Here is a 21,182-nt window from a genome sequence, read left to right on the forward strand (position 1 = left end):
GCTAGTCCAACCCTTCGCGATCCACCTCAGCGGACTGCGTGTCTTCCTGCGTCAACGGCCCTTCCAGCCCGTTGCCCGTCCGCATCCGCGTGACGATGTTCCACGTCGCGATGAACAGCGCGGCGATCACCGGCCCTATGACGATGCCGTTGAAGCCGAACATGTCGATGCCGCCCAGCGTCGTGATCAGCACCACATAATCGGGAATCCGCGTGTCCCGCCCGACCAGTATGGGCCGCAGCAGATTGTCGACCAGCCCGATGACGAACAGGCCGCAGACGATCAGGATGATCCCCTTGACCACCGCGCCCGTCGCCAGCAGGTAAATCGCCACCGGCACCCAGACGAGGCCCGTGCCCACTGCCGGGATCAGCGAAAAGCATCCCATCAGCACACCCCAGAGCAGCGCTCCGGTGATCCCCAGCGCCCAGAAAACGGTGCCGCCGATCATGCCCTGGACGATGGCTACGACCACGCTGCCCTTGATCGTGGCGCGGGTGACAACAACGAACTGCTGCATCAGTGCCCGGCGGTGGGTGGAACGCAGCGGCGCCGCGCGGTCCAGCCGCGCCGCCAGCGCCGGTCCATCCCGCAGCAGGAAGAAAGTAAGGTAGAGCGTCACACTGAGCGCGACGAAGAAGCTGAACGCGCTCTGTCCGATCTGGAATAGCTGTGCTGCGACCGACCGGAAGCTGTTGGCAATGCCCTGGCCCAGCATCTCGCGGACTGTCGCGAAATTGGTGATGCCAACGCGGCGGAGCAAGGCCGATGCCCAGTCCGGCAAGTTCGCCTGGAACTGGGCAAACATCCGAGCGATATTGATTTCGCCCGATTGCAGCTTGCCGTAGAAAAGCGTTGCCTCCTGCACCAGCGCGATGGCCAGGACGATCGCAGGCAGGATGACGACGGCCACGATCAGCAAGAGCGTCAGCCCCGCCGCGCTATTGGGGCGGCCCGGCATCTGCCGCAGCAGGTTCTGGTTGATGGGGCCAAACAATATGGCGGCGATCACGCCCCACAATATGGCCGCGAAAAACGGCTCGATCACCAGCGCAAAGGCCACCGAGACCAACAGGACGAAGCCCAGAAAGACGCCATCTTCAATGCGGACATTCTGTGGCTTGCCGGTCATGTTTGCGCTTTGGCAGAAATCGGGGGCAAAAGTCCATCTCCCGCGCGATGGCCGCGCTTTTGCGCCCCGACCAACATCCGCTGTGTCAAAAAGGTCGCAGTTGCGCCAATTTTCCGTGAGCGATTGAATCCCCGCCCGCGAAGGGTAAGAGCTTCAGGGATAACCATCGGAAAGCACGACATGGCAAAACCCGAATCCTGGCGGCTGAGCCCGGAAGCCTACAGCTTCATCACCAGCATCGATACGCGCTTCCAGGATATCGACACGATGGGTCACATCAACAATGTGGCCATCTCGGGCATCTTCGAAACCGCCCGCATCCGCTTCCACCATCATCTCGGCCGCCACCCGCAGGAACAGGGCGTGCGCTGGCTCGTCGCCGCCGTTTCGCTCAACTTCGTCGAGGAATCGCACTTCCCCTATCCGTTTGAAGTGCATTGCGGCATCGGGCATATCGGCCGTACCAGCTGGACCGTCAGCTCTGCCGCCTTCCAGAAGGGCGTCTGCGTCGCCACCTGCGACACCACCGTCGTCACACACGGCGCGGAAGGTCGCCGCATCATCGACGCCAGCCTGCGCGAAGCCATGGAGAGCAACTTCCTCCGCCAGCCGACCTGAACCGCTAGCGTCACCCTCAGTTTAAATCGTCACCCCAGCGAAGCTGGGGTCTCGTGAGCCTGGCCCGCGCCGTCTGCCCGGACCACCGTCCCTCACCCCCGTTCGGGCGAAACCACGACCCTCACCTCCGTTCGCCCTGAGCTTGTCGAGCCGAAGGCCGGCGAAGCCAACGGCTTTCCTTTCTTGAAGAGAAGGGAAGGGGGAGTGATGAACGGGTGGAGCTAGATCAGCCCGCAAACCCATCCATCCGCCGCGCCCACTGAAAGGCGATCACCGCACCCTTCACCGGCTGGATCATAACCGCTGCCAGTACCACGGCTAGTCCGGGCCAAAGCGCTGCCTGCATCCCTAGTGGAATGGCAAACGCATGGTTCACCTCGATCATCAAGGGCACCAATATGTGCCCCAGCAGCAGGATCACGATATAGGCGGGGAAATCGTCCGCCCGCGACACGTCCCATGGCTGGCCGCACGCATCGCAGGCCGGACTGGGCTTCAGGAAGCCTGCGAACATCGCGCCCTCACCACAGGCGGGGCACCGGCCGCGCAGTCCTGAAGTCAAGGCCGGGCGAAGCGGACGCGCCACGGCATCTGCGGAAGGATGACTGCTCATGCGCCGTCCCTATGGCCACGCGGCGGGTCGTGCAACAAAGGTTTAAACGCCGCCTCCCTTTCGTCCGGCCAAAAGGCTGTTAAGACGGCCCCCATGCGACTGCCGGGTCCTTCCGAAGCCTTTGTCCTGTTCGACGATGCGCGAGAGCGCAATCCCGCGCCCGCGCGCCTTTATCGCGACCCGGTGGAGATCATCTGCGCCAATTGCCTTGAGGATGTGCAGCCCGCCCTCGATCGCATCGCCGAAGCAGGCGAGATGGGCCTGCATGCGGCCGGTTACATGAGCTACGAGGCTGGACTGATGCTGGAGGATCGCCTCCAGCCGATCGCCCTGCGACAGGGTGATCGCGGGCCTGCCATGCCGCTCCTGTGGTTCGGCCTGTTTGAAGGGCATCGTCTGATTGATCCCGCGCTGATCCCGGACCTGCTGCCCGATCCCGCCACCACCAGCATAGAAGCGCCGCAACCGCTGCTGGACGAGCAGGCTTATCGCGCTGCTTTCACTCAGGTGCAGGAATATATCCGGGCAGGCGACATCTATCAGGTCAATCTGACTTTCCCTTGCGCCGCGCGCTTCGATGGCGACCTCATGGCGCTCTATGCCGCGATCCGTCCCCGCCAGCGCGCGGGCTATGGCGGCATCATCCGTACCGGCGCGCACAATATCCTCTCCTTCTCGCCCGAACTCTTCTTCACCAATGTGCGCGGGCAACTGACCGCCCGTCCGATGAAGGGCACCGCCCTCCGCTCCACCGACCCGATGCGCGACGCGGCACTGGCGCGCGAACTGGAGGAGGACATCAAGCAGCGCGCCGAAAATCTGATGATCGTCGACCTGCTGCGTAACGACCTGTCACGCGTGTCGCGCGCGGGAACGGTGATCGTCCCCGACCTCTTCCATGTCGAAACCTATCCGACGGTGCACCAGATGGTATCGACCATCCGCGCGCGGCTGCTGCCGGGCCTGTCGCCTGTCGATATTTTGCGCGTTCTCTTCCCCTGCGGATCGATCACCGGCGCGCCAAAGGTGCGGGCGATGGAAATTATCGAAGCGGTGGAGGTACATCCGCGCGATATCTATACCGGCACCATGGGCTGGATCGATCCGAACGGAGACGCCGCCTTCAATGTTGCCATTCGCACGATTTGGGTTGAAGAAGGCAGCAGGGAGGGGCGCCTGGGATTGGGTTCGGCCATTGTCGCGGACTCGGATGCGGCATCCGAGTGGGCGGAATGCCTGGCCAAGGGGCGCTTCCTAACGACCGCAGGACAGTAGGGGGCTTGAATAGTTTCGATGTCATTGGCTGACGGACGGTTCGACCTGCTCGAAACCATGGCTTTCGATCCGGTCGACGGTATCAGGCTGCTCGAACTGCATCTCGAACGGTTGAAGGCGAGCGCTGCGGCACTCGACTTCAGCTTCGACCGCCATGAAGTCCGCAACGAACTGCAAGCCGCGACCTTCCGCCTGCGTGAACGCAGCCGCCTGCGCCTTCTGGTCTCGCGGCGCGGTTCGATCGCTATCGAAGTGCGCGAACATCGCACCTGGCCGCAGGCGATCATGCAGGTGGCGATCGTGCCTCGTCAAAGCTCCGCCGCCGACCTCCGCCTCGCGCACAAGACGACCGACCGGGCCATCTACCGCGACGCGCTGAAACGCGGCGGCACCTTTGAGGTGCTGATGACCGATGAGGAAGGCTTCCTCACCGAAGGCTGCTTCTCCTCCATTTTCGTGGAGCGCGGTGACAAGCTGGTGACTCCCCCCCTGTCGCGCGGCATCCTGCCCGGCGTCTTGCGCCGCAGCCTCATCGAAATGGGCGAAGCGGTCGAAGCCGACCTCAAACCCCGCGATCTCGCGCACGGCTTCTTCATCGGCAACGCCGCCCGAGGCATGGTCGCGGCCTCCCTAGTCAAATAATCCTCCCCATCGCAGATGGGGAGGGGGACCGCTCGCAAAGCGAGTGGTGGAGGGGAAATGCCCCACATCCCGTCATCCCAGCGACCCGAAGGGCGGCGAAGCCAACGCTGGGATCTCAGGCCAGCTCGCGCCAAGCCTCTCAAGATTCCAGCGTTGGCTTCGCCGCCCTTCGGGTCGCTGGAATGACGACTGTTGCGCTATACAAGCCAACCCACCCCAACTGGCGGTTGCCCCCTGCGCGATAGCGCATTAAGGAGCCTCGCGTCCGCCCGCGCGGACTCACTATCCATCAGAAAGAGTGTCACGATGAGCCAGACTTCCGCTGCCCTCGGTCGCATCCAGCCCTCCGCCACCCTGGCGATGAGCGCGCGTGTGAATGCCCTCAAAGCCGAAGGCGTCGATGTCATTGGTCTCTCGGCGGGCGAACCTGATTTCGACACCCCCGACTTCGTCAAGGAAGCGGGCATTGCCGCGATCCGCAAGAACCTGACCCGCTACACCGATGTGGACGGCACCGCCGACCTCAAGGACGCGGTCGCCTTCAAGTTCAACCGCGACAATGGCCTGACCTACAAGCGCAGCCAGATCAGCGTGAACTCGGGCGGCAAGCACACGCTGTTCAACGCGCTGGTCGCGACCGTCGATGCGGGCGATGAAGTCATCATCCCTGCACCCTATTGGGTCAGCTATCCCGACATCGTGAATTTCGCGGGCGGCACGCCTGTTTTTGTCGAAGGCCCGGCGAGCCAGGGCTACAAGATCACCGCCGCGCAGATCGACGCCGCGATCACACCGCGCACCAAGTGGCTGATCCTGAACTCGCCTTCCAACCCTTCGGGCGCAGCCTATTCGGCCAGCGAACTGAAGGATCTGGGCGAAGTGTTGCGCCGCCACCCGCACGTCCTCATCATGACCGACGACATGTATGAGCATGTCTGGTACGCGCCGACCCCCTTCGCCACCATCGCGCAGGTGTGCCCCGACCTTTATGAGCGCACCCTGACGGTCAACGGCTGCTCCAAGGCTTTCTCGATGACCGGCTGGCGCATCGGTTTCGCCGGTGGTCCGGAATGGATCATCAAGGCGATGGGCAAGCTCCAGTCGCAGTCCACGTCCAACCCCTGCTCGATCAGCCAGGCGGCCGCCGTCGCCGCGCTGACCGGCGAGCAGGACTTCCTTGAAGAGCGCAACGCCGCCTTCAAGAAGCGTCGCGACATGGTCGTCTCGATGTTGAACGACGCGCCCGGCCTCGACTGCCCGACGCCTGAAGGCGCCTTCTACGTCTATCCCGACGCCAGCGGCCTGATGGGCAAGACCACGCCCAAGGGCCAGCTGATCGACAGCGACGAAAAGCTGATCGGCTATTTCCTCGACGAAGCCCGCGTCGCCGCCGTCCACGGCGCTGCCTTCGGCCTCTCGCCCGCCTTCCGCATCAGCTATGCAACTTCGGAAGAGGTGCTGGCCAAGGCGTGCAAGCGCATCCAGGAAGCCTGCGCCGCCCTGAAGTGACCTGAATATCCTCCCCATCGAAAGATGGGGAGGGGGACCAGCGAAGCTGGTGGAGGGGAAAAGCGCGCAACATCGCCGTTCCCCTCATCCTCTCCAAAAAAAAAACGGACTCCCGTCCGGCACACCGTCTTGCAGCCAGAACAAGGCCGCCTATATCGCGTTTCAATTCGAAACTTATTAGGGGGTCCCTGTTAACCGGGGGCTAAGCCGCTCACTGCTAACCCCGCCCTTCCGGGAAATGATAGAAAGGAAGAAGGCCATGCTGGCATTCCTGAGATCCGACCTGTTCCTGCGCTTTCTCGGCGGGTTTGCGATCGGGTCCGCTGGCGTCTTCGCCCTTCATCTCGCCGATCCTCCGGCCCTGACGACCCCGGCCATGGCCGCGTCCGACAGCGCCCCCGAGGCGAATGCAAATGCGGCCCTTTAACGCCTTCCTCATCGCCCTCTCTGCGGCCGCCGCCGTCGCCTCTCCCCTGCGCGCCGAGCGTCCCGTCCTCGCGCCAGCACCCGCGATAGATGCTCCAGCAACCCGAAAGCTCGAGACCGCAGTCTTCGCGGGCGGCTGCTTCTGGGGAGTCGAGGGCGTCTTTTCCCACATCAAGGGGGTCCGCCTCGTCACCTCCGGTTTTTCTGGCGGCCCTGCCAAACTCAAGGTCGATTATGAGCGCGTCAGCCAGGGCGACACAGGTTTCGCCGAAGCCGTCCGCGTAACCTACGATCCCCGGCAGGTCAGCTACGCTACCTTGCTGCGGGTCTTCTTTTCAGTGATCGCCGACCCCACCACGCTCAATTATCAAGGCCCCGATCGCGGCACCCATTATCGCAGCGCGCTCTTCCCCCTTACTCCGGGGCAGGACAAGGCCGCCCGCGCCTATCTGGCGCAATTGGGCAAGGCAGGTCTATGGCGCGACCCGATCGTGACGAAGGTCGAGCGCTTCACCGGCTTCCAGGCCGCTGACGCCTATCATCAGGATTTCATGATCCGCAACCCGCGCCATCCCTATATCAGGCGCTGGGACGTGCCCAAACTCGCCGCCTTCAAGGCCATGTTTCCCAACCTCTACAGCGCCCGCCCCTCAGCCTGAAAAGGACATAGCCATGACCCCGACCCAAGGATTGAAGCTTCTATCGACCTTGGATGCGGATGGTCGGCTGACCGTGGAACTGGCGGACGAGACGCTACCGCCGCCTCGGGCGGACGAGGTGCTGGTCCGCGTAGAAGCGGCACCCATCAACCCGTCAGACCTCGCCCTGCTTTTTGCCTCCGCCGACCTTGAAAATGCAGATTACAGCGAAGGCCGGATCGTCGCCCGCATGCCCGACGCAGCCCGTCGCGCGTTAGCGGGGCGAGTGGGTCAGCCCATGACGATCGGTAATGAAGGGGCTGGCACCGTCCTCGACGCGGGCGAATCCCCGGAAGCTCAGGCCCTGCTGGGCAAGCGCGTCGCCTTGATCAGCGGCGGCATGTTCGCGCAATATCGCGTCGTCAGCGCCCGCGCCTGTATGGTCCTGCCCGATGAGGTGACGGCGGAGCAGGGCGCTTCCGCATTCGTGAACCCCATGACGGCCCTTGGCTTTGTAGAAACCATGAAGCGGGAAGGGCACAAGGCCATCGTCCACACCGCCGCCGCCTCCAACCTTGGCCAGATGCTCGTGCGCATCGCGCAGGAAGACGGCATTCCGCTGGTGAACATCGTGCGCAACTACGCGCAGGTGGCCATCCTCAAGGACATCGGCGCGGACCATGTGCTTAACAGTTCGGCAGAGGATTTCCCCGCTCAGCTTGAAGCCGCCATCGCAGCCACCGGCGCGACCATCGCCTTCGACGCGATCGGCGGCGGCGATCTCGTCAGCCAGATACTGCATGCCATGGAACAGGTCGCGAGCAAGGACGCGCCCTACAGCCGCTATGGCTCCGACAGTCCCAAGCAAGCCTATATTTACGGCGCCCTCGACCTGTCCCCCACCATCCTGACGCGCAGCTTCGGCTTCGGCTGGTCTGTTGGCGGCTGGCTGCTCTTCCCCTTCCTGCAAAAGGCGGGACCGGAAACGATCGAACGGATGAAGCGGCGCGTGATGGACAATATCACCACTACCTTCGCCAGCCACTATAAGGGCCACATCTCGCTGTCCGAAGCGCTCAGCCGTGAAGCTGTGCTCACCTACAATGCCCGGCGCACCGGCGAGAAATATCTGATCGTTCCGAACTGAGTTGTTGCCGGGGGCACTCAATAATCCCGCCCGGCATAGCTGTGAGGCAATCCAGCGCTCGCGGCGTCGCCGATGAACTCTGCCCATACGCCGCCGGGCCGCCAGATCCGCTCCATTTCGTCGCGCGCTTTCGCTTCCTCCCAACCCAGCATGTCTCGCCGATATCGGTAGAAAAAGGCTGAAACCCGCAGATTGGCGATGCAGTGGATATGGATCGTCTTGGTGGAGAAAGCTTCCATCACGTTTTTAAACCGCTCGAAGTCATTCTCGGCAGGGTTGTCGAATGGGACGGGAATATGGATGTAGTTCATGCCCAGCGCATGGACGCTCATTTCTTCGTCAGGCAGCGCCTTCTCATGGCTATGCAGGCCAAGATTCACGATGTGCGTGACAGCGAGGTTTGCCAGAGCAGTCAATTGCTCCTCGCTCGGTTGCCCGGAAGTCGTCAGCCGATCATCTATCCGCTGCCAGTTGAAAATGCCGCTGGGGTCGCTCTCTCTGTTATCTTGGGCAATGACACTGCTCCGCGTAGGAAGGGGTGCCCAGGCGAGCGGCGTATCAAGTTCGCGTTCCCCGGTGGTCATCCACCTCTTCTCGCCAGTCGCGCGAACGCCGACATAATGGGCTAAAGTCAGCGGTTCGTAAAGCTCTGCCCAAAACACATCGGGCGGAGTCTGACCCCAGACCCCGCCCGAAATGCATCTACCAAAACCGGCAAGCCTTATTTCGGCGCCAGCACCATCAGCATCTGGCGGCCTTCCATGCGCGGATAGGCTTCGACCTTCGCGATCTCGCCGACATTCTCGGCAACGCGCTGGAGCAGCTGCATGCCGAGCTGCTGGTGAGACAGTTCACGGCCACGGAAACGCAGGGTGATCTTCACCTTGTCCCCGTCGCCGATGAAATCATGGACCTTCTTCATCTTCGTATCATAGTCATGATCGTCGATGTTCGGACGCATTTTGATCTCTTTGAGTTCCTGCGTCTTCTGGGTCTTGCGGGCGATATTCGCCTTTTTCTGGGCTTCGTATTTGAACTTGCCGATGTCCAGGAACTTGCAGACCGGCGGATCGGCCGTCGGCGACACTTCGACCAGGTCCAGCCCGATCTCGTACGCGCGCTCCATGGCCTCCTGCGTAAACATCACGCCCAGATTTTCGCCTTCGTCGTCGATCACGCGCACCTTGGGCACGGTGATGAACTCATTGTAACGGGGACCGGACTTAGGCGGCGGCGCCATCGGGCGGCGCATCATTGGGGGACGTATAGCGGCTTCTCCTATGGTTGTTCCAAAACGGCTCTGGCGGCCTTTAGCGCAAAGCCGAAAGGGGCGGCAAGTCCGCAGTTACGGATTCACCGGCCCCATGTGGCATCGCTGCCTCACCGCATATCGGGGGCGAGCGCCTCTTTTGCAAGACGCTGGATGACATCATCGACGGCAAGGACGCTTTGCCCTTCCTTACCCAACTCACGCAGCGCCACCGTTCCCTCGTCCGCCTCGCGACGGCCGACAACCAGCAAATTCGGCACTTTGGCAAGGCTATGCTCGCGCACCTTGTAGTTGATCTTCTCGTTACGAACATCGACTTCGGCCCGGATTCCGGCGGCGCGGAGCTTCTCCACCACCGCGTTCGCATAGTCATCCGCGTCCGAAACGATAGTCGCGACAACCGCCTGCACCGGCGCGAGCCAAAGCGGGAATTTGCCCGCATAATGTTCGATCAGGATGCCGATGAAGCGCTCATAGGACCCGAAAATCGCCCGGTGGAGCATCACCGGACGGTGCCGTTCGCCATCCTCGCCGACATAAGACGCGTCGAGTCGCTCCGGCAGCACGCGGTCGGACTGGATCGTGCCCACCTGCCAGGTCCGCCCGATCGCATCGGTCAGATGCCATTCCAGCTTCGGCGCATAGAAGGCGCCTTCGCCCGGCAGCTCTTCCCAACCATATTCGGGCGTGTTCAGCCCCGCAGCGGCGACAGCGTTGCGCAGCTCTTCCTCGGCCTTGTCCCACATCTCCTCGGTGCCGAAGCGCTTCTCCGGGCGCAGCGCCAGCTTGATCGAGTAAGTAAAGCCGAAATCCTTGTAGATCCGATCCGCCAGTTCGCAGAAAGCCTGCACTTCGGCGACGATCTGGTCCTCGCGGCAGAAGATATGCGCGTCATCCTGCGTGAACTGGCGCACCCGCATCAACCCGTGCAGCGCCCCATGGGGCTCGTTCCGGTGACAGCAGCCATTCTCATAGAAGCGCAGCGGCAAGTCGCGATAGCTTTTGATCCCCTGACGGAAGATCAGGACATGCGCCGGGCAGTTCATCGGCTTCAACGCCATCCAGTCGGCATCATCCGACACCAGCGGCCCTTCGTCAGCGACGTTGGGCACCTCGTCGGGGATGACGAACATATTCTCGCGATATTTGCCCCAGTGGCCTGACTGCTCCCACTGGCGCGCATCCATCACCTGCGGCGTCTTGACCTCGCGATAGCCCGCATCGTCGATGGCGCGGCGCATATAGGCTTCCAGCTCGCGCCAGATCAGATAGCCCTTGGGATGCCAGAAGACCGAGCCATGCGCTTCCTGCTGAAGGTGGAACAAATCCATCTCCGCGCCCAGCTTGCGATGGTCACGCTTGGCCGCTTCTTCGAGGCGCGTGAGGTGCGCGTCCAACTGCTTCTTGTTAAGCCAGCCGGTGCCGTAAATGCGGCTTAGCATCGCATTCTTCTGATCGCCGCGCCAATAAGCCCCCGATACGCGGGTCAGCTTGAAGGCGTTGGGGTCGAGTTTGCCGGTCGACGCCAGATGCGGCCCCCGGCACATGTCGAGCCACTCGCCGCCTGACCAGTAAACCGTCAGTTCCTCGCCCTCGAGAAGTTCGGCCGCCCATTCCGCCTTGAACGTCTCGCCTTCCGCCTTCCAGCGCGCGATCAGGTCCTCACGCGTCCACACCTCACGGCGCAGAGGCTTGTCGGCGGCGATCAGCTCCCGCATCTTCGCTTCGATCGCCGGCAGGTCCTCTTCCGTGAAGGGCCGGTCCTTCGGCGCAAAGTCATAGTAAAAGCCGTCGTCGGTCGCCGGGCCAAAGGTAATCTGCGTTCCCGGAAACAACGCCTGCACAGCTTCTGCCAGCAGATGCGCAAAGTCGTGCCGTGCCAGTTCCAGCGCGTCGGCCTCATCCCTGCTCGTCACCAGCGCGAGTTGCGCGTCGCCTTCCAAAGGCCGCATGATGTCGCGCAGTTCGCCGTCCACACGCGCCGCGATAGCCGCCTTGGCCAGACCCGGCCCGATCGCCGCTGCAATATCCGCCGGAGTAGTGCCGGGCGCGACTTCACGCACGGAACCGTCGGGCAGGGTGATCTTGAGCATCGCGGACAAGGGACAGGTCTTTCTGTGATTGGATGGCAGCGCAAAATGCCGCGCTTTCCCCATAAATGGGCGGCCCCGTCTGTCAATAGAAGGGACCCTTGCCAAGGGACGCTGATACAGGCATGTTGAATGTGTTGATATATCATTCAACAGGAGGGGTTCATGGCTTCAAGCTTTGCGCAATCCAACACGTCTCAGCCCGAACAACCGATGGGCGAAATGAATACCACCCCATTGATCGACGTGATGCTGGTGCTGCTGATCATGTTCATCATCACGATCCCGATCCAGACGCACAGTGTCAGCGTCGACCTTCCCCAAACGCCTGACACGGTGACGCAGCCGCCGATAAATTCAGTCAAGAACAGGCTGACGATCGATGGGGAGGGGGTGCTGCGCTGGAACGGGGCGGCAATCGATAGGCTCACTCTGCGCCAATATCTCGCCGCGTCCCTTGCGAAGCCTGTCGAACCGGAGTTGCAGTTCCAGCCCGCCGCTGACGCCCGCTATGTCGTGGTGGACGAAGTGCTCGCCGACATTCGCCGAGCGGGCGTCAAGAATATGGGCTTTGTTGGCAACGAGCGCTACGCCACCTTCTGACAGAAACCGCCCGCCAACATGATCCCCCTTGACCAGTCGCCCGGCGCATAGTCTTTTGCTGCCGGGGACTACGGGGGGATCATGGACCAGGAACGCTTTTACGGCGAGAGCTTCGCCTTTGAAGGAAGCTGGCGCGAATATGCGCCCATCGCTTTTACCAACCTGCTGCTGACGATCGTCACACTGGGCATCTATCGTTTCTGGGCGACGACGCGGACGCGGCGCTATCTCTGGGCGAATACGCGCTTCATCGACGATCGGCTCGAATGGACGGGCACCGGCAAGGAGTTGTTGCTGGGATTCCTGATGGTGCTGCTGCTCATGGGCGTGCCCTTCATGTTTCTTCAGTTCGGCGCGCAGGCGCTGGTCCTTCGGGGGCATGCAGGCCTCGCGGCCGTGCTCACCATGGCGGCGGCCTTCACTATCTTCTACTTAACGGGCGTCGCCCGCTTCCGCGCGCTGCGTTATCGGTTCAGCCGCACCTGGTGGCACGGCATCAGAGGTGGCGCCGACGACAGCGGCTTCGGTTTCGGCCTGCAATATATGTGGCGCACCATAGTGTCCTACATACCCTTGGGCCTCCTTATCCCATGGTCGATGGTTTCGCTCTGGAACCGGCGCATGAACGCTATGAGCTTCGGCTCGCATCCATTCGTTGCGGTCGGTCGCGCGAGGCCGCTCATGAAGAGGTTCCTGCTCTTCTATCTTGCTCCGCTGCTTTTCGTCCTGCTCGGCGTCGCGATGGCGGGCACTTTCGGAGGGGCCATTGGCGGCGTTTGGGTGACATCCAGCTTCCCGCCGCTGCTGCGCATCCTGTCGTTCATCGTCATCTTCGTGGGCGTCTATGCTTTGCTTGGCCTCATCGCGCTCGCTTATTATGCGGCCTTCCTGCGCGAAACGATCGGCAATCTGACCCTCGCGGGCCTGGAATTTTCCTTTGAGGCCAGTACGGACGATTGGCTTGCCTTGTTCTTCGGCGACATCGCACTGGTCGTCTGCACCCTCGGCATCGGGTCGATCTTCCTCCAATATCGCCACTGGAAATTCTTCATCACCCACATGAATGCGACCGGCGAGATCTATACCGACGAACTTACCCAGTCGCAGACGAAGACCAGCCGCCATGGTGAAGGCCTGCTCGACGCGCTCGACGTAGGTGCTTTCTGACCAGCCTGTCCGATTTCCGGCTCTGGCATTATGACGGCGTCAACGCGACCCGGCGGAGCGTGCTTCTCCGCCCGGTCGGGGACGGCTTCGTGCTGGAGGAGCCGGAAAGCGGCTGGGCCGGTGCGCCAGCCATCTGGTCCGACCTGACCGTGATCGGTGCGGACAGCGGGCGTTCTACCTATGGGCACAGCGCCATTCCCGGATGGCGAATGGGTTTTTCAGGAGAGCCACCAGCGGGTCTGTCCGCTTATCTGCCCCGGGGCGAACGCTATGGCCGCTGGATCGACCGCTTCGGCTTCTGGCGCGCGGCGGGGCTATTCACGATTGTGGCGGGACTGGTTGTCTGGGGTGCGCTCGAAGCCCCCGGTGCCATTGCGCCGTTGATCCCCCAATCCTGGGAAAACCGGATGGGCGATACCATGGTCGGGGATTTCGGCGGCCGCTTCTGCCACACGCCCGCCGGGGATGCCGCGTTGCGGACGTTGGCGGAGAGGATCGACCCCCACCATGAAGCGCGCGAAATCACGCTTGCCAACATCCCGATGGTCAATGCGGTAACGCTGCCCGGCGGTCGTATTATCCTGTTCGACGGCCTCATTCAGCAGGCCGGCTCGCCCGACGAGGTCGCGGGCGTACTGGGTCATGAACTTGGCCATGTTCGTCACCGCGACACCTTGACCGGCCTTGTCCGCCAACTTGGCCTTAGCGCTGTGCTGGGCGGAGCGGGGGGCGGTGCAGGCAGCTACCTCAACGGTGTGCTGGCGCTCAGCTATGGGCGGGATGCGGAAGCGGCAGCCGACGGCGTCGCCATCGATCAGATGCGCGCCGCCAACATCTCCCCCGCCGCCACCGCGGCCTTCTTCGAAAAGCTCGGCGGCAAGGAGGCCGGTAGCGGAGAAAGGGCCATGACATGGCTCTCCTCGCACCCGCTCTCCGCCGATCGCCGCCGCCGTTTCGTCGATGCGGTCAAGCTGGGCTCTGCCTATCGCCCGGCCCTCGATCGCGGTTCATGGCAGGCGCTGCGCTCCTCCTGCGCGGCCGACCCCAAGGTTGCGAAATTCTGGGGAAAGCCCTTCTGATCAGGCGAAGATCAGGCGCGCCTGATCCCCGGTCTGCTGCAGAAAGGCGATGGGGCCGCTGATGGAAATGCCTTCCGGCAATGCACTAGCGGCGACCTCATGCAGCGCCATGCCGCTCTGGCAGGCCAGGATGCGGACATCCAGCGCCAATGCCTCGGCGATCAATTGGCTGAGGGAAGGCAGGCCCGCCGCCAGATGCGCGGCATCCTCTGGCGCTTGGGCGGTTTGCCGCAGCAGCGCCACTGCATCCAGTTGCAGGAAGACGCTCGCTGTTCCGCCTAACGCCGCCTGCGCGCTTGCCAGCACCAGCGCGCCGCGCAGCCGCTCTGCGTCAGCCGTGGCGACGACAATCCTCAGTTCGCGCATAGTTCGGCGGCGCACGCCTTGCAGCCGGGGTCCTTGGCGACGCTCACCGTGCGGAACCGCATGGAGAGCAGGTCGGCGAGCAGCAGCTTGCCCGCCATGTCGGCGCCGAAGGGCACCAGTGCACGGATGACTTCCAGCGCGGCCAGGCTTCCCATCACGCCGGTCAGAGCGCCAATCACCCCTGTTTCGGCGCAGTTCCGTTCCGGCGCGTCCTGTGGATCGCCGACAAGGCAGCGATAGCAGGGCTGATCGACTTCCCAGCCGCGATAGGTAGCGAGCTGCCCCTCGAACGGCCCGACCGCCGCCGACACGAGTGGAATGCGCAGCCGCTGCGCGCAGTCCGCCACCGCCAGCCGCGTCGCGAAGCTGTCGCACCCGTCCAGAACGACATCCGCGTCCCGCAGCATGAGCGCGGCATTATCCGCATCGATCCGCGCATTGATGGGGATCAGCTTCACATCGGGATTAAGCCGCGCCACCGCCGCCATCGCGCCCTCGGCCTTGGCGACACCGATGTCGCCGGTGCCGAACAGCACCTGCCGCTGCAAATTGGAAAGCGCGACATGATCATCGTCGATCACCCGGATCGTGCCGACGCCCGCCGCCGCGAGATAGAGGATCGCCGGGCTGCCAATCCCGCCCGCGCCGATCACCGCGACATCGGCCGACAGCAGCCGCGCCTGACCCGCGCCGCCAATCTCCTTGAGGACGATATGGCGGGCGTAGCGTTCCAGCTGCTCGTCGGAAAGGGTCATGAGCTACTCACTCCCGTCGATCCGAAACCACCCGAACCCCTGACCGTCTCGTCCAGTTCCTCAACCTCGGCAAAGCGCGCCACCTGCACCGGCGCCGCCACCAGCTGCGCGATGCGGTCACCGCGTGAAATGACGAAAGGCTCACTACCCAGGTTGATGAGGATGACCTTCAGTTCCCCGCGATAATCCGCGTCGATCGTGCCCGGCGTATTGGGCAGGCTGATGCCGTGCTTCAGCGCCAGCCCCGACCTTGGCCGCACCTGCACCTCATAGCCATCGGGTATTGCCATCGCAAAGCCCGTCGCCACAGCATGCCGCCCGCCCGGCACGATGATCACATCCTCGGCCGACACGACATCCATGCCAGCCGCATGCTCGGTCGCATAGGCAGGCACCGGCAGCCCCTCACCATGGGGCAAGCGCTTCAGACGGATTTCAATCGGAGAGAGCGGCGAGGGCATAAGCAACCTTTTCGATGATTCGGGTGGCGACGGCATCCTTGGGCAAATGCTCCCAACTTTCGATGCCGTTCGCCGTGACGATATGCACGCTGTTGCTGTCGCCGCCCATCACGTCACCTGACACATCATTGGCGATGATCCAGTCCGCACCCTTGCGCGCCAGCTTTGCCTCGGCATGTTCGGCAACCTTCTCGGTCTCGGCAGCAAAACCAATGAGCAGGGCAGGACGCCCCGCATGTTTGCCCAAGGTGCCCAGAATATCAGGATTCTCCACCAGCGAGAGCGGCGCAGGCTTGCCTGACCCATCCTTCTTCAGCTTCTGTTCGCAAGCGTCAGCCGTGCGCCAGTCGGCAACCGCTGCCACCATGATCGCCGCATCGGCTGGCAGCGCACCCTCGACCGCCGCCAGCATGTCCCGCGCGGTTTCCACATCGACGCGATCCACGCCCGCAGGCGTCGGCAGATGTACCGGCCCGGCGACCAGCGTCACCCGCGCCCCCGCCCGCGCCGCTGCCGCTGCGATGGCAAAGCCCTGCTTGCCCGAAGAGCGATTGGCGATGTAGCGCACCGGGTCGATCGGCTCATGCGTCGGCCCAGCGGTAACCAGGATATGCCGCCCCTTAAGCGGCAGTTCAGCCCCCTCAAAATCCGGCTGACCGGCAAGCGGGTCTTTCACAGCCGGATGTTCAAGTAGCCGCTCAATCTCCGCAACGATCGCTTCGGGTTCAGGCAGACGCCCCTTGCCGAACTCGCCACAAGCCATCTCGCCGCTATCGGGCTCCATCAGGTGCACGCCATCGGCATGCAGGCGCGCAAGGTTCCGCTGCGTCGCTGCATGATGCCACATGCGCACATTCATCGCGGGCACCGCCAGCACTGGCTTGTCCGTCGCCAGCAGCAGCGTCGTCGCCAGATCATCGGCAATGCCATTCGCCATCTTGGCGAGGATGTTCGCCGTCGCGGGCGCGACCACGACCAGATCAGCCTGTCGGCTCAACTGGATATGCCCGATCTCCCGCTCTTCTTTCAGGTCGAACATGTCGCCATAGACATGATCCTCGGTCAGCACGCCAAAGGATAGCGGCGTCACGAAATGGGTGGCGCTGTCGGTCAGCACCGCCCGCACGGCGATACCGCGCTTCTTCAGCAGCCGCACCAGCTCCAGCGACTTATAGGCCGCGATGCCGCCGGACACGATCAGGAGGATGCGACGCTGAGTCATAGCTGCAGATGTAGCAGGGCCGTAACGACCGCTCCAGTCACCGCGGCAATTCCCGCCACGGCGACATAGCGCCATCCCCCGCCGACGCGGATCAGCCTCACCTCGGTCAGCGGCGGCGGCGGCGGCGCACCGCCCTTCTCGGGGAAGGCTTCCTCGATCCGGCGCACAAGGCCGGGCAGGCGCTGGAGCGTCCGCCAATTTTCGATCAGCGCATCGGCGGTCTTGGCTTCCGGCCCGAGTTCCCCGCGCAGCCACTCCTTCACATAGGGACCGCTCGTCTCCCACAGGTTGATGTCGGGATCGAGCGCGGTCGCGACGCCCTCCACCATCACCATCGTCTTCTGGAGCAGCAGCAAATGGGGCTGGGTCTGCATGTCGAAATCGCGGGTGATGGCGAACAGTCCGTCCAGCATGCCCCCGACCGAAAGCTCGCGCACCGGCTTGCCACGCATGGGTTCACCAACCGCGCGCAGGGCGGTGGCGAACTCCTCCACATTATGGTGGCCGGGCACATATTGCGCCTCAAAATGGATTTCAGCGACCCGCTTATAATTGCCGGTAATCAACCCATAGAGGATCTCCGCCAGCCACATGCGCGCCCGCCGGTCGATCCGCCCCATGATGCCGAAGTCGATCGCGACGATGTCGCCATTGGCGGTGACGAACAGGTTCCCCTGATGCATGTCAGCGTGGAAGAACCCCTCGGCGATCGCCTGCCGCAGGAAAGCGTTGACCAGCCGCGCCCCCAGTTCCTTCACGTCATGACCCGCCGCGATCAGGGCGTCTCGATCGGAAATCTTGATCCCGTCGATCCACTCCATCGTCATGACCTTGCCGGTCGTGCGATCCCAATCGATCATCGGCACGCGATAGCCCGGCATCGCCTCCATCGCCTCGGCGAGTTCGGACGCCGAAGCGGCTTCGCGGCGCAGGTCCAGCTCGCGCGCGGTCCAACGCTTCATATTGGCGATGACCAGGCGCGGCCGCAATCGCGCGACCTCGCCGCCCAACATTTCAACATGGGCAGCGGCCCATTCATAGGTCTGGATGTCGCGGTTGAACTGGTCCGTGACGCCCGGCCGAATCACTTTCACCGCGACATCGCGGCCGTCCGTGGTGATGGCGCGATGCACCTGCGCGATCGACGCAGCACCCACCGGTGCTTCATCGAAGCTGGTATAGATGCTCTCCAGCGGACGCCCAAAACTCTGTTCGATCTGCGCGCGAATGGTAGCGAAGGGAACGGGTGGCAGCGCGTCCTGCAAACGCAGCAGATCGTCCGCAGCCTCTTCCCCAACCAGATCGGGACGGGTCGCCAAAGTCTGTCCCAGCTTGATCGCCGCAGGTCCGATCGCCTGAAAGGCATCGGCATAGCGCGGTTGCTTGGGCACCCGCGCCCCCACCCGCGCCAACCGCACCAGCCGCCGCACGGGCGTAGGCGTCAACGGATCGCGCTCAATCCCCCGCAGCGCCCCATGCCGCGCCAATGTCCGGCCCCATTTCAGCAGCCGCCAGATATGCGTGATGTGGGATGGCATGGCTATTTACTCCCCTCCCCTTCAGGGGAGGGGCTGGGGGTGGGGGAACGCCCCAAGCGCTGTGCCAGGTGGACGGACCCCACCCTTCGAAGCAGGCACGTGACTGCTTCGAACCCTCCCCTGAAGGGGAAGGGCTTTGAGTGCGCCCCCATCAAATCTTCCACCCCGAATGGATCGCCACCAACCCACCAAGGATCGGCTCGACCTTCGTCTGCACGAAGCCCGCCTGGCGGATCATCCGCTCAAATTCCGGCATAGGCGGAAAGCGCCGGATCGATTCGATCAGATACCGATAGCTGTCCTCGTCATCGGCGAGCAGCTTGCCAAGCTTGGGCACCAGCCGATGCGAATAGGCGTCATACACATCGGAAAAGCCCGGCCATGTCGTCGTCGAAAATTCCAGGCAGAAGAAGCGCCCGCCAAATTTCAACACGCGATGCGCTTCCCGCAGCGCCTTGTCGATATGCGTCACATTGCGGATGCCAAAGGCGATCGTATAGGCGTCGAAGCTGCGGTCCTTGAACGTCAGTTCTTCCGCATTCTGCTCCGACCAGATCAGCCCTTCCAGGCCCTTCTTCTTCGCGCGCTCGACGCCCACCGCCAGCATTTCCGGATTGATGTCGGATACGGTGACGTTGGCACCATGCTTAGCCATGCGAAAGGCGATGTCGCCCGTGCCCCCCGCCATATCCAGGATCGCTTCATCCTTGCGCGGCTTCACGCGCCCGACAAACTGGTCCTTCCACAGCCGGTGCGCGCCCACGGACATGGCGTCGTTCATCAGGTCATATTTGGACGCGACGTTGGAAAAGACCGCGCGCACCATCCCCGGTTTTTCAGAGGCATCCACATCGCGATAGCCGAAAGAAGCAGTGTCGTTCATGGGCCAGCCTCCTAGAGCATTTGCATGTCCGGTGGAAACACCCCAGATCGGCGAAAATGTTCAGTGACTTGTCGGCATTATTCGGCCTGACGATCCGATCGCTATCCAAGAGAGATTTTAATGCCTGAACTGCCCGAAGTCGAAACCACTGTCGCTGGCCTTCGGTCGGTTCTGGAGGGCGCGGTTCTGACCCGTGTCGAACCACGCCGCGCGGATCTCCGCTTCCCCATTCCTGTCGATCTGCGGCAGCGGCTGACTGGCGCGACCGTCACATCGCTGTCCCGCCGCGCCAAATACGGGCTCATCGAAACCAATCGCGGCGACACGCTGATCTTCCATCTCGGCATGTCGGGGCGTTGGCGAATCGATCCTGCCGAGATCGGGACGCATGACCATCTTCTGATCGAGACCGGAAACGGCCATCTGCTTTCCCTTAACGATCCGCGCCGCTTCGGCTCGATCGACCTCGTGCGCACCGACGGCTCACAGGCCTATGGTCCCTTTACCCGCATGGGGCCGGAGCCACTCGGACCTGATTTTTCGTCCGACTATCTCGCGCAGGTGCTGAAAGGGAAGGCGACATCGATCAAGGCGGCGCTGCTCGATCAGCGAATCGTGGCCGGGCTCGGCAACATCTATGTCTGCGAAGCGCTCAACATGGCGGGCATCTCCCCAACGCGTGAGGCGGGGCGGATCAGTCGGGCGCGGCTCGGTCTTTTGGCCGACGCGATTCGGGAGGTGCTGACAGCCGCGATTGCGGCCGGAGGGTCCACCCTGCGCGATTATGCCCGGCCCGATGGGGAGCTTGGCTATTTCTCCAAACAGTGGCGAGTCTATGGTAGGGAAGGCGAAAGCTGCGCCTGTGGCGGCGTGATCCGGCGACGCGTGGACGGCGGGCGATCGACCTTCTATTGCCCGAAATGCCAGAAATAGCACGCGCCTTCCCGTTGACGCTTGGGCTTATCCCCTGTAAGGGGCGCACCTTCACGGGGGACGGCTGGCGATTCCGGCTGACCCTTTCACGAGATTTGACGAGACCGAGGACTTTAAATGGCCAATACGCCGCAAGCCAAGAAGCGCATCCGCCGCAACGCACGCCGCGCCGAAATCAACGGCGCCCGCATCAGCCGGATCCGTACCCTGGTGAAGAAGGTCGAAGCCGCTCTCGCCGCTGGCGACAAGTCGGCTGCGGCCACGGCGCTTCAGTCCGTCCAGCCTGAACTGGCCCGTGGCGTCGCTCGCGGCGTGCTGCACAAGAATACTGCGGCTCGCAAGTTCGGCCGTCTTACGAAGCGGGTTAGCGCGCTCGCCTGAGCCGCTCCACTCGATCGTCACGTAAAAGTCGAAAAACCCGTCCCGCTCTGGGGCGGGTTTTTTCATGATTCCGTCACGTAGCCGTAACGGACATCCGCAGATTCCCGCGATTCCCTCACGATTCGAGCAAAAGGGCACAGAGGTGTATATTTGCTAAGTATCTGAAATTACTTGATATTATGTTCATTTCGCCATTTTCCCCGGTTTTCCGCGTCAACGTCTTTATTTCATATTTTTGAAGGGCCTCGCCCTTGATCAGGCGAAGATTGCCTGTGTATTTTCAATTCTCTGATCGCCACTCGAATCGATTCCGGTGATCGTCATTAGGTTGTTTTTGCGCAGACTTGTTGGGGAAGCTCCCGCTTTTCCAAAGGGATTTTTGCGTCTGATGGTCCCTGCCCGGCAGGGGCACAGTTGATGGGGGTCGACTGTTT

At 62.7% G+C, this 21,182-nt stretch carries 23 protein-coding genes and 1 riboswitch; of the genes, 12 read left to right on the top strand and 11 right to left on the bottom strand.

The window, feature by feature from the left end; genetic code table 11:
- Position 1 precedes the first annotated feature (1 nt).
- Positions 2-1,132 carry an AI-2E family transporter gene (locus ACZ5U1_RS13295; RefSeq protein WP_464778813.1) on the bottom strand — a complete coding sequence of 377 codons (1,131 nt, stop codon included), beginning with the start codon at positions 1,130-1,132 and terminating at the stop codon, positions 2-4.
- A 180-nt stretch (positions 1,133-1,312) separates the two neighbouring features.
- Here ACZ5U1_RS13295 and ACZ5U1_RS13300 point away from each other — a divergent pair, with 180 nt between their 5' ends.
- A complete protein-coding gene (locus ACZ5U1_RS13300; protein WP_464778814.1) occupies positions 1,313-1,750 on the top strand; it encodes an acyl-CoA thioesterase in 438 nt (145 codons plus the stop codon).
- A 226-nt stretch (positions 1,751-1,976) separates the two neighbouring features.
- On the opposite strand, the gene ACZ5U1_RS13305 is transcribed toward ACZ5U1_RS13300, so the two are convergent.
- Entirely contained in the window at positions 1,977-2,363 is a 387-nt protein-coding gene (locus ACZ5U1_RS13305; RefSeq protein ID WP_464778815.1) for a DUF983 domain-containing protein, read from the bottom strand.
- Between the two features lie 93 nt (positions 2,364-2,456).
- Here ACZ5U1_RS13305 and pabB point away from each other — a divergent pair, with 93 nt between their 5' ends.
- The 6 genes from pabB (at position 2,457) to ACZ5U1_RS13335 (ending at position 8,000) form a co-directional block, all read left to right on the top strand.
- Positions 2,457-3,638 (top strand): aminodeoxychorismate synthase component I, encoded by a 1,182-nt coding sequence (pabB, locus tag ACZ5U1_RS13310; RefSeq protein WP_464778816.1) that lies wholly within the window; start codon positions 2,457-2,459, stop codon positions 3,636-3,638.
- Between the two features lie 18 nt (positions 3,639-3,656).
- A complete protein-coding gene (locus ACZ5U1_RS13315; RefSeq protein WP_464778817.1) occupies positions 3,657-4,280 on the top strand; it encodes an aminotransferase class IV in 624 nt (207 codons plus the stop codon).
- Between the two features lie 306 nt (positions 4,281-4,586).
- Positions 4,587-5,789 carry a pyridoxal phosphate-dependent aminotransferase gene (locus ACZ5U1_RS13320; protein WP_464778818.1) on the top strand — a complete coding sequence of 401 codons (1,203 nt, stop codon included), beginning with the start codon at positions 4,587-4,589 and terminating at the stop codon, positions 5,787-5,789.
- Positions 5,790-6,048: 259 nt separating this feature from the next.
- Positions 6,049-6,216 carry a hypothetical protein gene (locus ACZ5U1_RS13325; RefSeq protein ID WP_464778819.1) on the top strand — a complete coding sequence of 56 codons (168 nt, stop codon included), beginning with the start codon at positions 6,049-6,051 and terminating at the stop codon, positions 6,214-6,216.
- Complete coding sequence (msrA, locus tag ACZ5U1_RS13330; RefSeq protein ID WP_464778820.1) at positions 6,203-6,874, top strand: peptide-methionine (S)-S-oxide reductase MsrA; 672 nt, start codon at positions 6,203-6,205, stop codon at positions 6,872-6,874. Before ACZ5U1_RS13325 ends, msrA begins: the two co-directional genes overlap by 14 nt.
- Positions 6,875-6,887: 13 nt before the next feature.
- A complete protein-coding gene (locus tag ACZ5U1_RS13335) occupies positions 6,888-8,000 on the top strand; it encodes a zinc-binding dehydrogenase (RefSeq protein WP_464778821.1) in 1,113 nt (370 codons plus the stop codon).
- 17 nt (positions 8,001-8,017) lie between these two features.
- Here ACZ5U1_RS13335 and ACZ5U1_RS13340 read toward each other — a convergent pair whose 3' ends face one another.
- The 3 genes from ACZ5U1_RS13340 to thrS form a co-directional block, all read right to left on the bottom strand.
- A complete protein-coding gene (locus tag ACZ5U1_RS13340; protein ID WP_464778822.1) occupies positions 8,018-8,416 on the bottom strand; it encodes a protein tyrosine phosphatase family protein in 399 nt (132 codons plus the stop codon).
- A 117-nt stretch (positions 8,417-8,533) separates the two neighbouring features.
- A riboswitch (ZMP/ZTP riboswitch) is annotated at positions 8,534-8,615 on the bottom strand.
- A gap of 106 nt (positions 8,616-8,721) precedes the next feature.
- Complete coding sequence (gene infC / locus ACZ5U1_RS13345; RefSeq protein WP_037464624.1) at positions 8,722-9,255, bottom strand: translation initiation factor IF-3; 534 nt, start codon at positions 9,253-9,255, stop codon at positions 8,722-8,724.
- 125 nt (positions 9,256-9,380) lie between these two features.
- Positions 9,381-11,363 (bottom strand): threonine--tRNA ligase, encoded by a 1,983-nt coding sequence (gene thrS, locus ACZ5U1_RS13350; protein WP_464780054.1) that lies wholly within the window; start codon positions 11,361-11,363, stop codon positions 9,381-9,383.
- A gap of 162 nt (positions 11,364-11,525) precedes the next feature.
- Between thrS and ACZ5U1_RS13355 the strand changes: the two genes are divergently transcribed.
- The 3 genes from ACZ5U1_RS13355 (at position 11,526) to ACZ5U1_RS13365 (ending at position 14,209) form a co-directional block, all read left to right on the top strand.
- Complete coding sequence (locus ACZ5U1_RS13355; RefSeq protein WP_464778823.1) at positions 11,526-11,963, top strand: ExbD/TolR family protein; 438 nt, start codon at positions 11,526-11,528, stop codon at positions 11,961-11,963.
- A gap of 81 nt (positions 11,964-12,044) precedes the next feature.
- Entirely contained in the window at positions 12,045-13,130 is a 1,086-nt protein-coding gene (locus ACZ5U1_RS13360; protein ID WP_464778824.1) for a YjgN family protein, read from the top strand.
- A gap of 59 nt (positions 13,131-13,189) precedes the next feature.
- Complete coding sequence (locus ACZ5U1_RS13365; protein ID WP_464778825.1) at positions 13,190-14,209, top strand: M48 family metallopeptidase; 1,020 nt, start codon at positions 13,190-13,192, stop codon at positions 14,207-14,209.
- On the opposite strand, the gene ACZ5U1_RS13370 is transcribed toward ACZ5U1_RS13365, so the two are convergent.
- The 6 genes from ACZ5U1_RS13370 to ACZ5U1_RS13395 form a co-directional block, all read right to left on the bottom strand.
- Positions 14,210-14,575, bottom strand: a complete 366-nt coding sequence (locus tag ACZ5U1_RS13370; protein ID WP_464778826.1) for a DsrE family protein — start codon at positions 14,573-14,575, stop codon at positions 14,210-14,212.
- Positions 14,563-15,330 (bottom strand): HesA/MoeB/ThiF family protein, encoded by a 768-nt coding sequence (locus ACZ5U1_RS13375; protein WP_464778827.1) that lies wholly within the window; start codon positions 15,328-15,330, stop codon positions 14,563-14,565. The genes ACZ5U1_RS13370 and ACZ5U1_RS13375 overlap by 13 nt, the downstream gene beginning before the upstream one ends.
- Complete coding sequence (gene dut, locus ACZ5U1_RS13380) at positions 15,327-15,791, bottom strand: dUTP diphosphatase (RefSeq protein ID WP_464778828.1); 465 nt, start codon at positions 15,789-15,791, stop codon at positions 15,327-15,329. Before dut ends, ACZ5U1_RS13375 begins: the two co-directional genes overlap by 4 nt.
- The gene (gene coaBC / locus ACZ5U1_RS13385; RefSeq protein WP_464778829.1) at positions 15,766-17,013 is read right to left on the bottom strand and encodes a bifunctional phosphopantothenoylcysteine decarboxylase/phosphopantothenate--cysteine ligase CoaBC; all 1,248 of its coding nucleotides are present in this window, start codon (positions 17,011-17,013) and stop codon (positions 15,766-15,768) included. Before coaBC ends, dut begins: the two co-directional genes overlap by 26 nt.
- The gene (gene ubiB / locus ACZ5U1_RS13390; RefSeq protein ID WP_464778830.1) at positions 17,010-18,551 is read right to left on the bottom strand and encodes a 2-polyprenylphenol 6-hydroxylase; all 1,542 of its coding nucleotides are present in this window, start codon (positions 18,549-18,551) and stop codon (positions 17,010-17,012) included. Before ubiB ends, coaBC begins: the two co-directional genes overlap by 4 nt.
- A 151-nt stretch (positions 18,552-18,702) precedes the next feature.
- Positions 18,703-19,434: a class I SAM-dependent methyltransferase gene (locus tag ACZ5U1_RS13395; protein WP_464778831.1), complete on the bottom strand. Its 732-nt coding sequence runs from the start codon at positions 19,432-19,434 to the stop codon at positions 18,703-18,705.
- 120 nt (positions 19,435-19,554) lie between these two features.
- Between ACZ5U1_RS13395 and mutM the strand changes: the two genes are divergently transcribed.
- Entirely contained in the window at positions 19,555-20,367 is an 813-nt protein-coding gene (gene mutM, locus ACZ5U1_RS13400) for a bifunctional DNA-formamidopyrimidine glycosylase/DNA-(apurinic or apyrimidinic site) lyase (protein ID WP_464778832.1), read from the top strand.
- A gap of 117 nt (positions 20,368-20,484) precedes the next feature.
- Positions 20,485-20,748: a 30S ribosomal protein S20 gene (gene rpsT, locus ACZ5U1_RS13405; protein WP_196225209.1), complete on the top strand. Its 264-nt coding sequence runs from the start codon at positions 20,485-20,487 to the stop codon at positions 20,746-20,748.
- Positions 20,749-21,182: the final 434 nt, after the last annotated feature.

Source organism: Sphingobium sp. TomTYG72 (assembly GCF_055394715.1).

Coding starts and splice junctions, on each gene's coding strand:
- ACZ5U1_RS13295 (WP_464778813.1), bottom strand. CDS start 1,132: ATGACCGGCAAGCCACAGAATGTCCGCATTGAAGATGGCGTCTTTCTG.
- ACZ5U1_RS13300 (WP_464778814.1), top strand. CDS start 1,313: ATGGCAAAACCCGAATCCTGGCGGCTGAGCCCGGAAGCCTACAGCTTC.
- ACZ5U1_RS13305 (WP_464778815.1), bottom strand. CDS start 2,363: ATGAGCAGTCATCCTTCCGCAGATGCCGTGGCGCGTCCGCTTCGCCCG.
- pabB (WP_464778816.1), top strand. CDS start 2,457: ATGCGACTGCCGGGTCCTTCCGAAGCCTTTGTCCTGTTCGACGATGCG.
- ACZ5U1_RS13315 (WP_464778817.1), top strand. CDS start 3,657: ATGTCATTGGCTGACGGACGGTTCGACCTGCTCGAAACCATGGCTTTC.
- ACZ5U1_RS13320 (WP_464778818.1), top strand. CDS start 4,587: ATGAGCCAGACTTCCGCTGCCCTCGGTCGCATCCAGCCCTCCGCCACC.
- ACZ5U1_RS13325 (WP_464778819.1), top strand. CDS start 6,049: ATGCTGGCATTCCTGAGATCCGACCTGTTCCTGCGCTTTCTCGGCGGG.
- msrA (WP_464778820.1), top strand. CDS start 6,203: ATGCGGCCCTTTAACGCCTTCCTCATCGCCCTCTCTGCGGCCGCCGCC.
- ACZ5U1_RS13335 (WP_464778821.1), top strand. CDS start 6,888: ATGACCCCGACCCAAGGATTGAAGCTTCTATCGACCTTGGATGCGGAT.
- infC (WP_037464624.1), bottom strand. CDS start 9,255: ATGATGCGCCGCCCGATGGCGCCGCCGCCTAAGTCCGGTCCCCGTTAC.
- thrS (WP_464780054.1), bottom strand. CDS start 11,363: ATGCTCAAGATCACCCTGCCCGACGGTTCCGTGCGTGAAGTCGCGCCC.
- ACZ5U1_RS13355 (WP_464778823.1), top strand. CDS start 11,526: ATGGCTTCAAGCTTTGCGCAATCCAACACGTCTCAGCCCGAACAACCG.
- ACZ5U1_RS13360 (WP_464778824.1), top strand. CDS start 12,045: ATGGACCAGGAACGCTTTTACGGCGAGAGCTTCGCCTTTGAAGGAAGC.
- ACZ5U1_RS13370 (WP_464778826.1), bottom strand. CDS start 14,575: ATGCGCGAACTGAGGATTGTCGTCGCCACGGCTGACGCAGAGCGGCTG.
- ACZ5U1_RS13375 (WP_464778827.1), bottom strand. CDS start 15,330: ATGACCCTTTCCGACGAGCAGCTGGAACGCTACGCCCGCCATATCGTC.
- dut (WP_464778828.1), bottom strand. CDS start 15,791: ATGCCCTCGCCGCTCTCTCCGATTGAAATCCGTCTGAAGCGCTTGCCC.
- coaBC (WP_464778829.1), bottom strand. CDS start 17,013: ATGACTCAGCGTCGCATCCTCCTGATCGTGTCCGGCGGCATCGCGGCC.
- ubiB (WP_464778830.1), bottom strand. CDS start 18,551: ATGCCATCCCACATCACGCATATCTGGCGGCTGCTGAAATGGGGCCGG.
- ACZ5U1_RS13395 (WP_464778831.1), bottom strand. CDS start 19,434: ATGAACGACACTGCTTCTTTCGGCTATCGCGATGTGGATGCCTCTGAA.
- mutM (WP_464778832.1), top strand. CDS start 19,555: ATGCCTGAACTGCCCGAAGTCGAAACCACTGTCGCTGGCCTTCGGTCG.
- rpsT (WP_196225209.1), top strand. CDS start 20,485: ATGGCCAATACGCCGCAAGCCAAGAAGCGCATCCGCCGCAACGCACGC.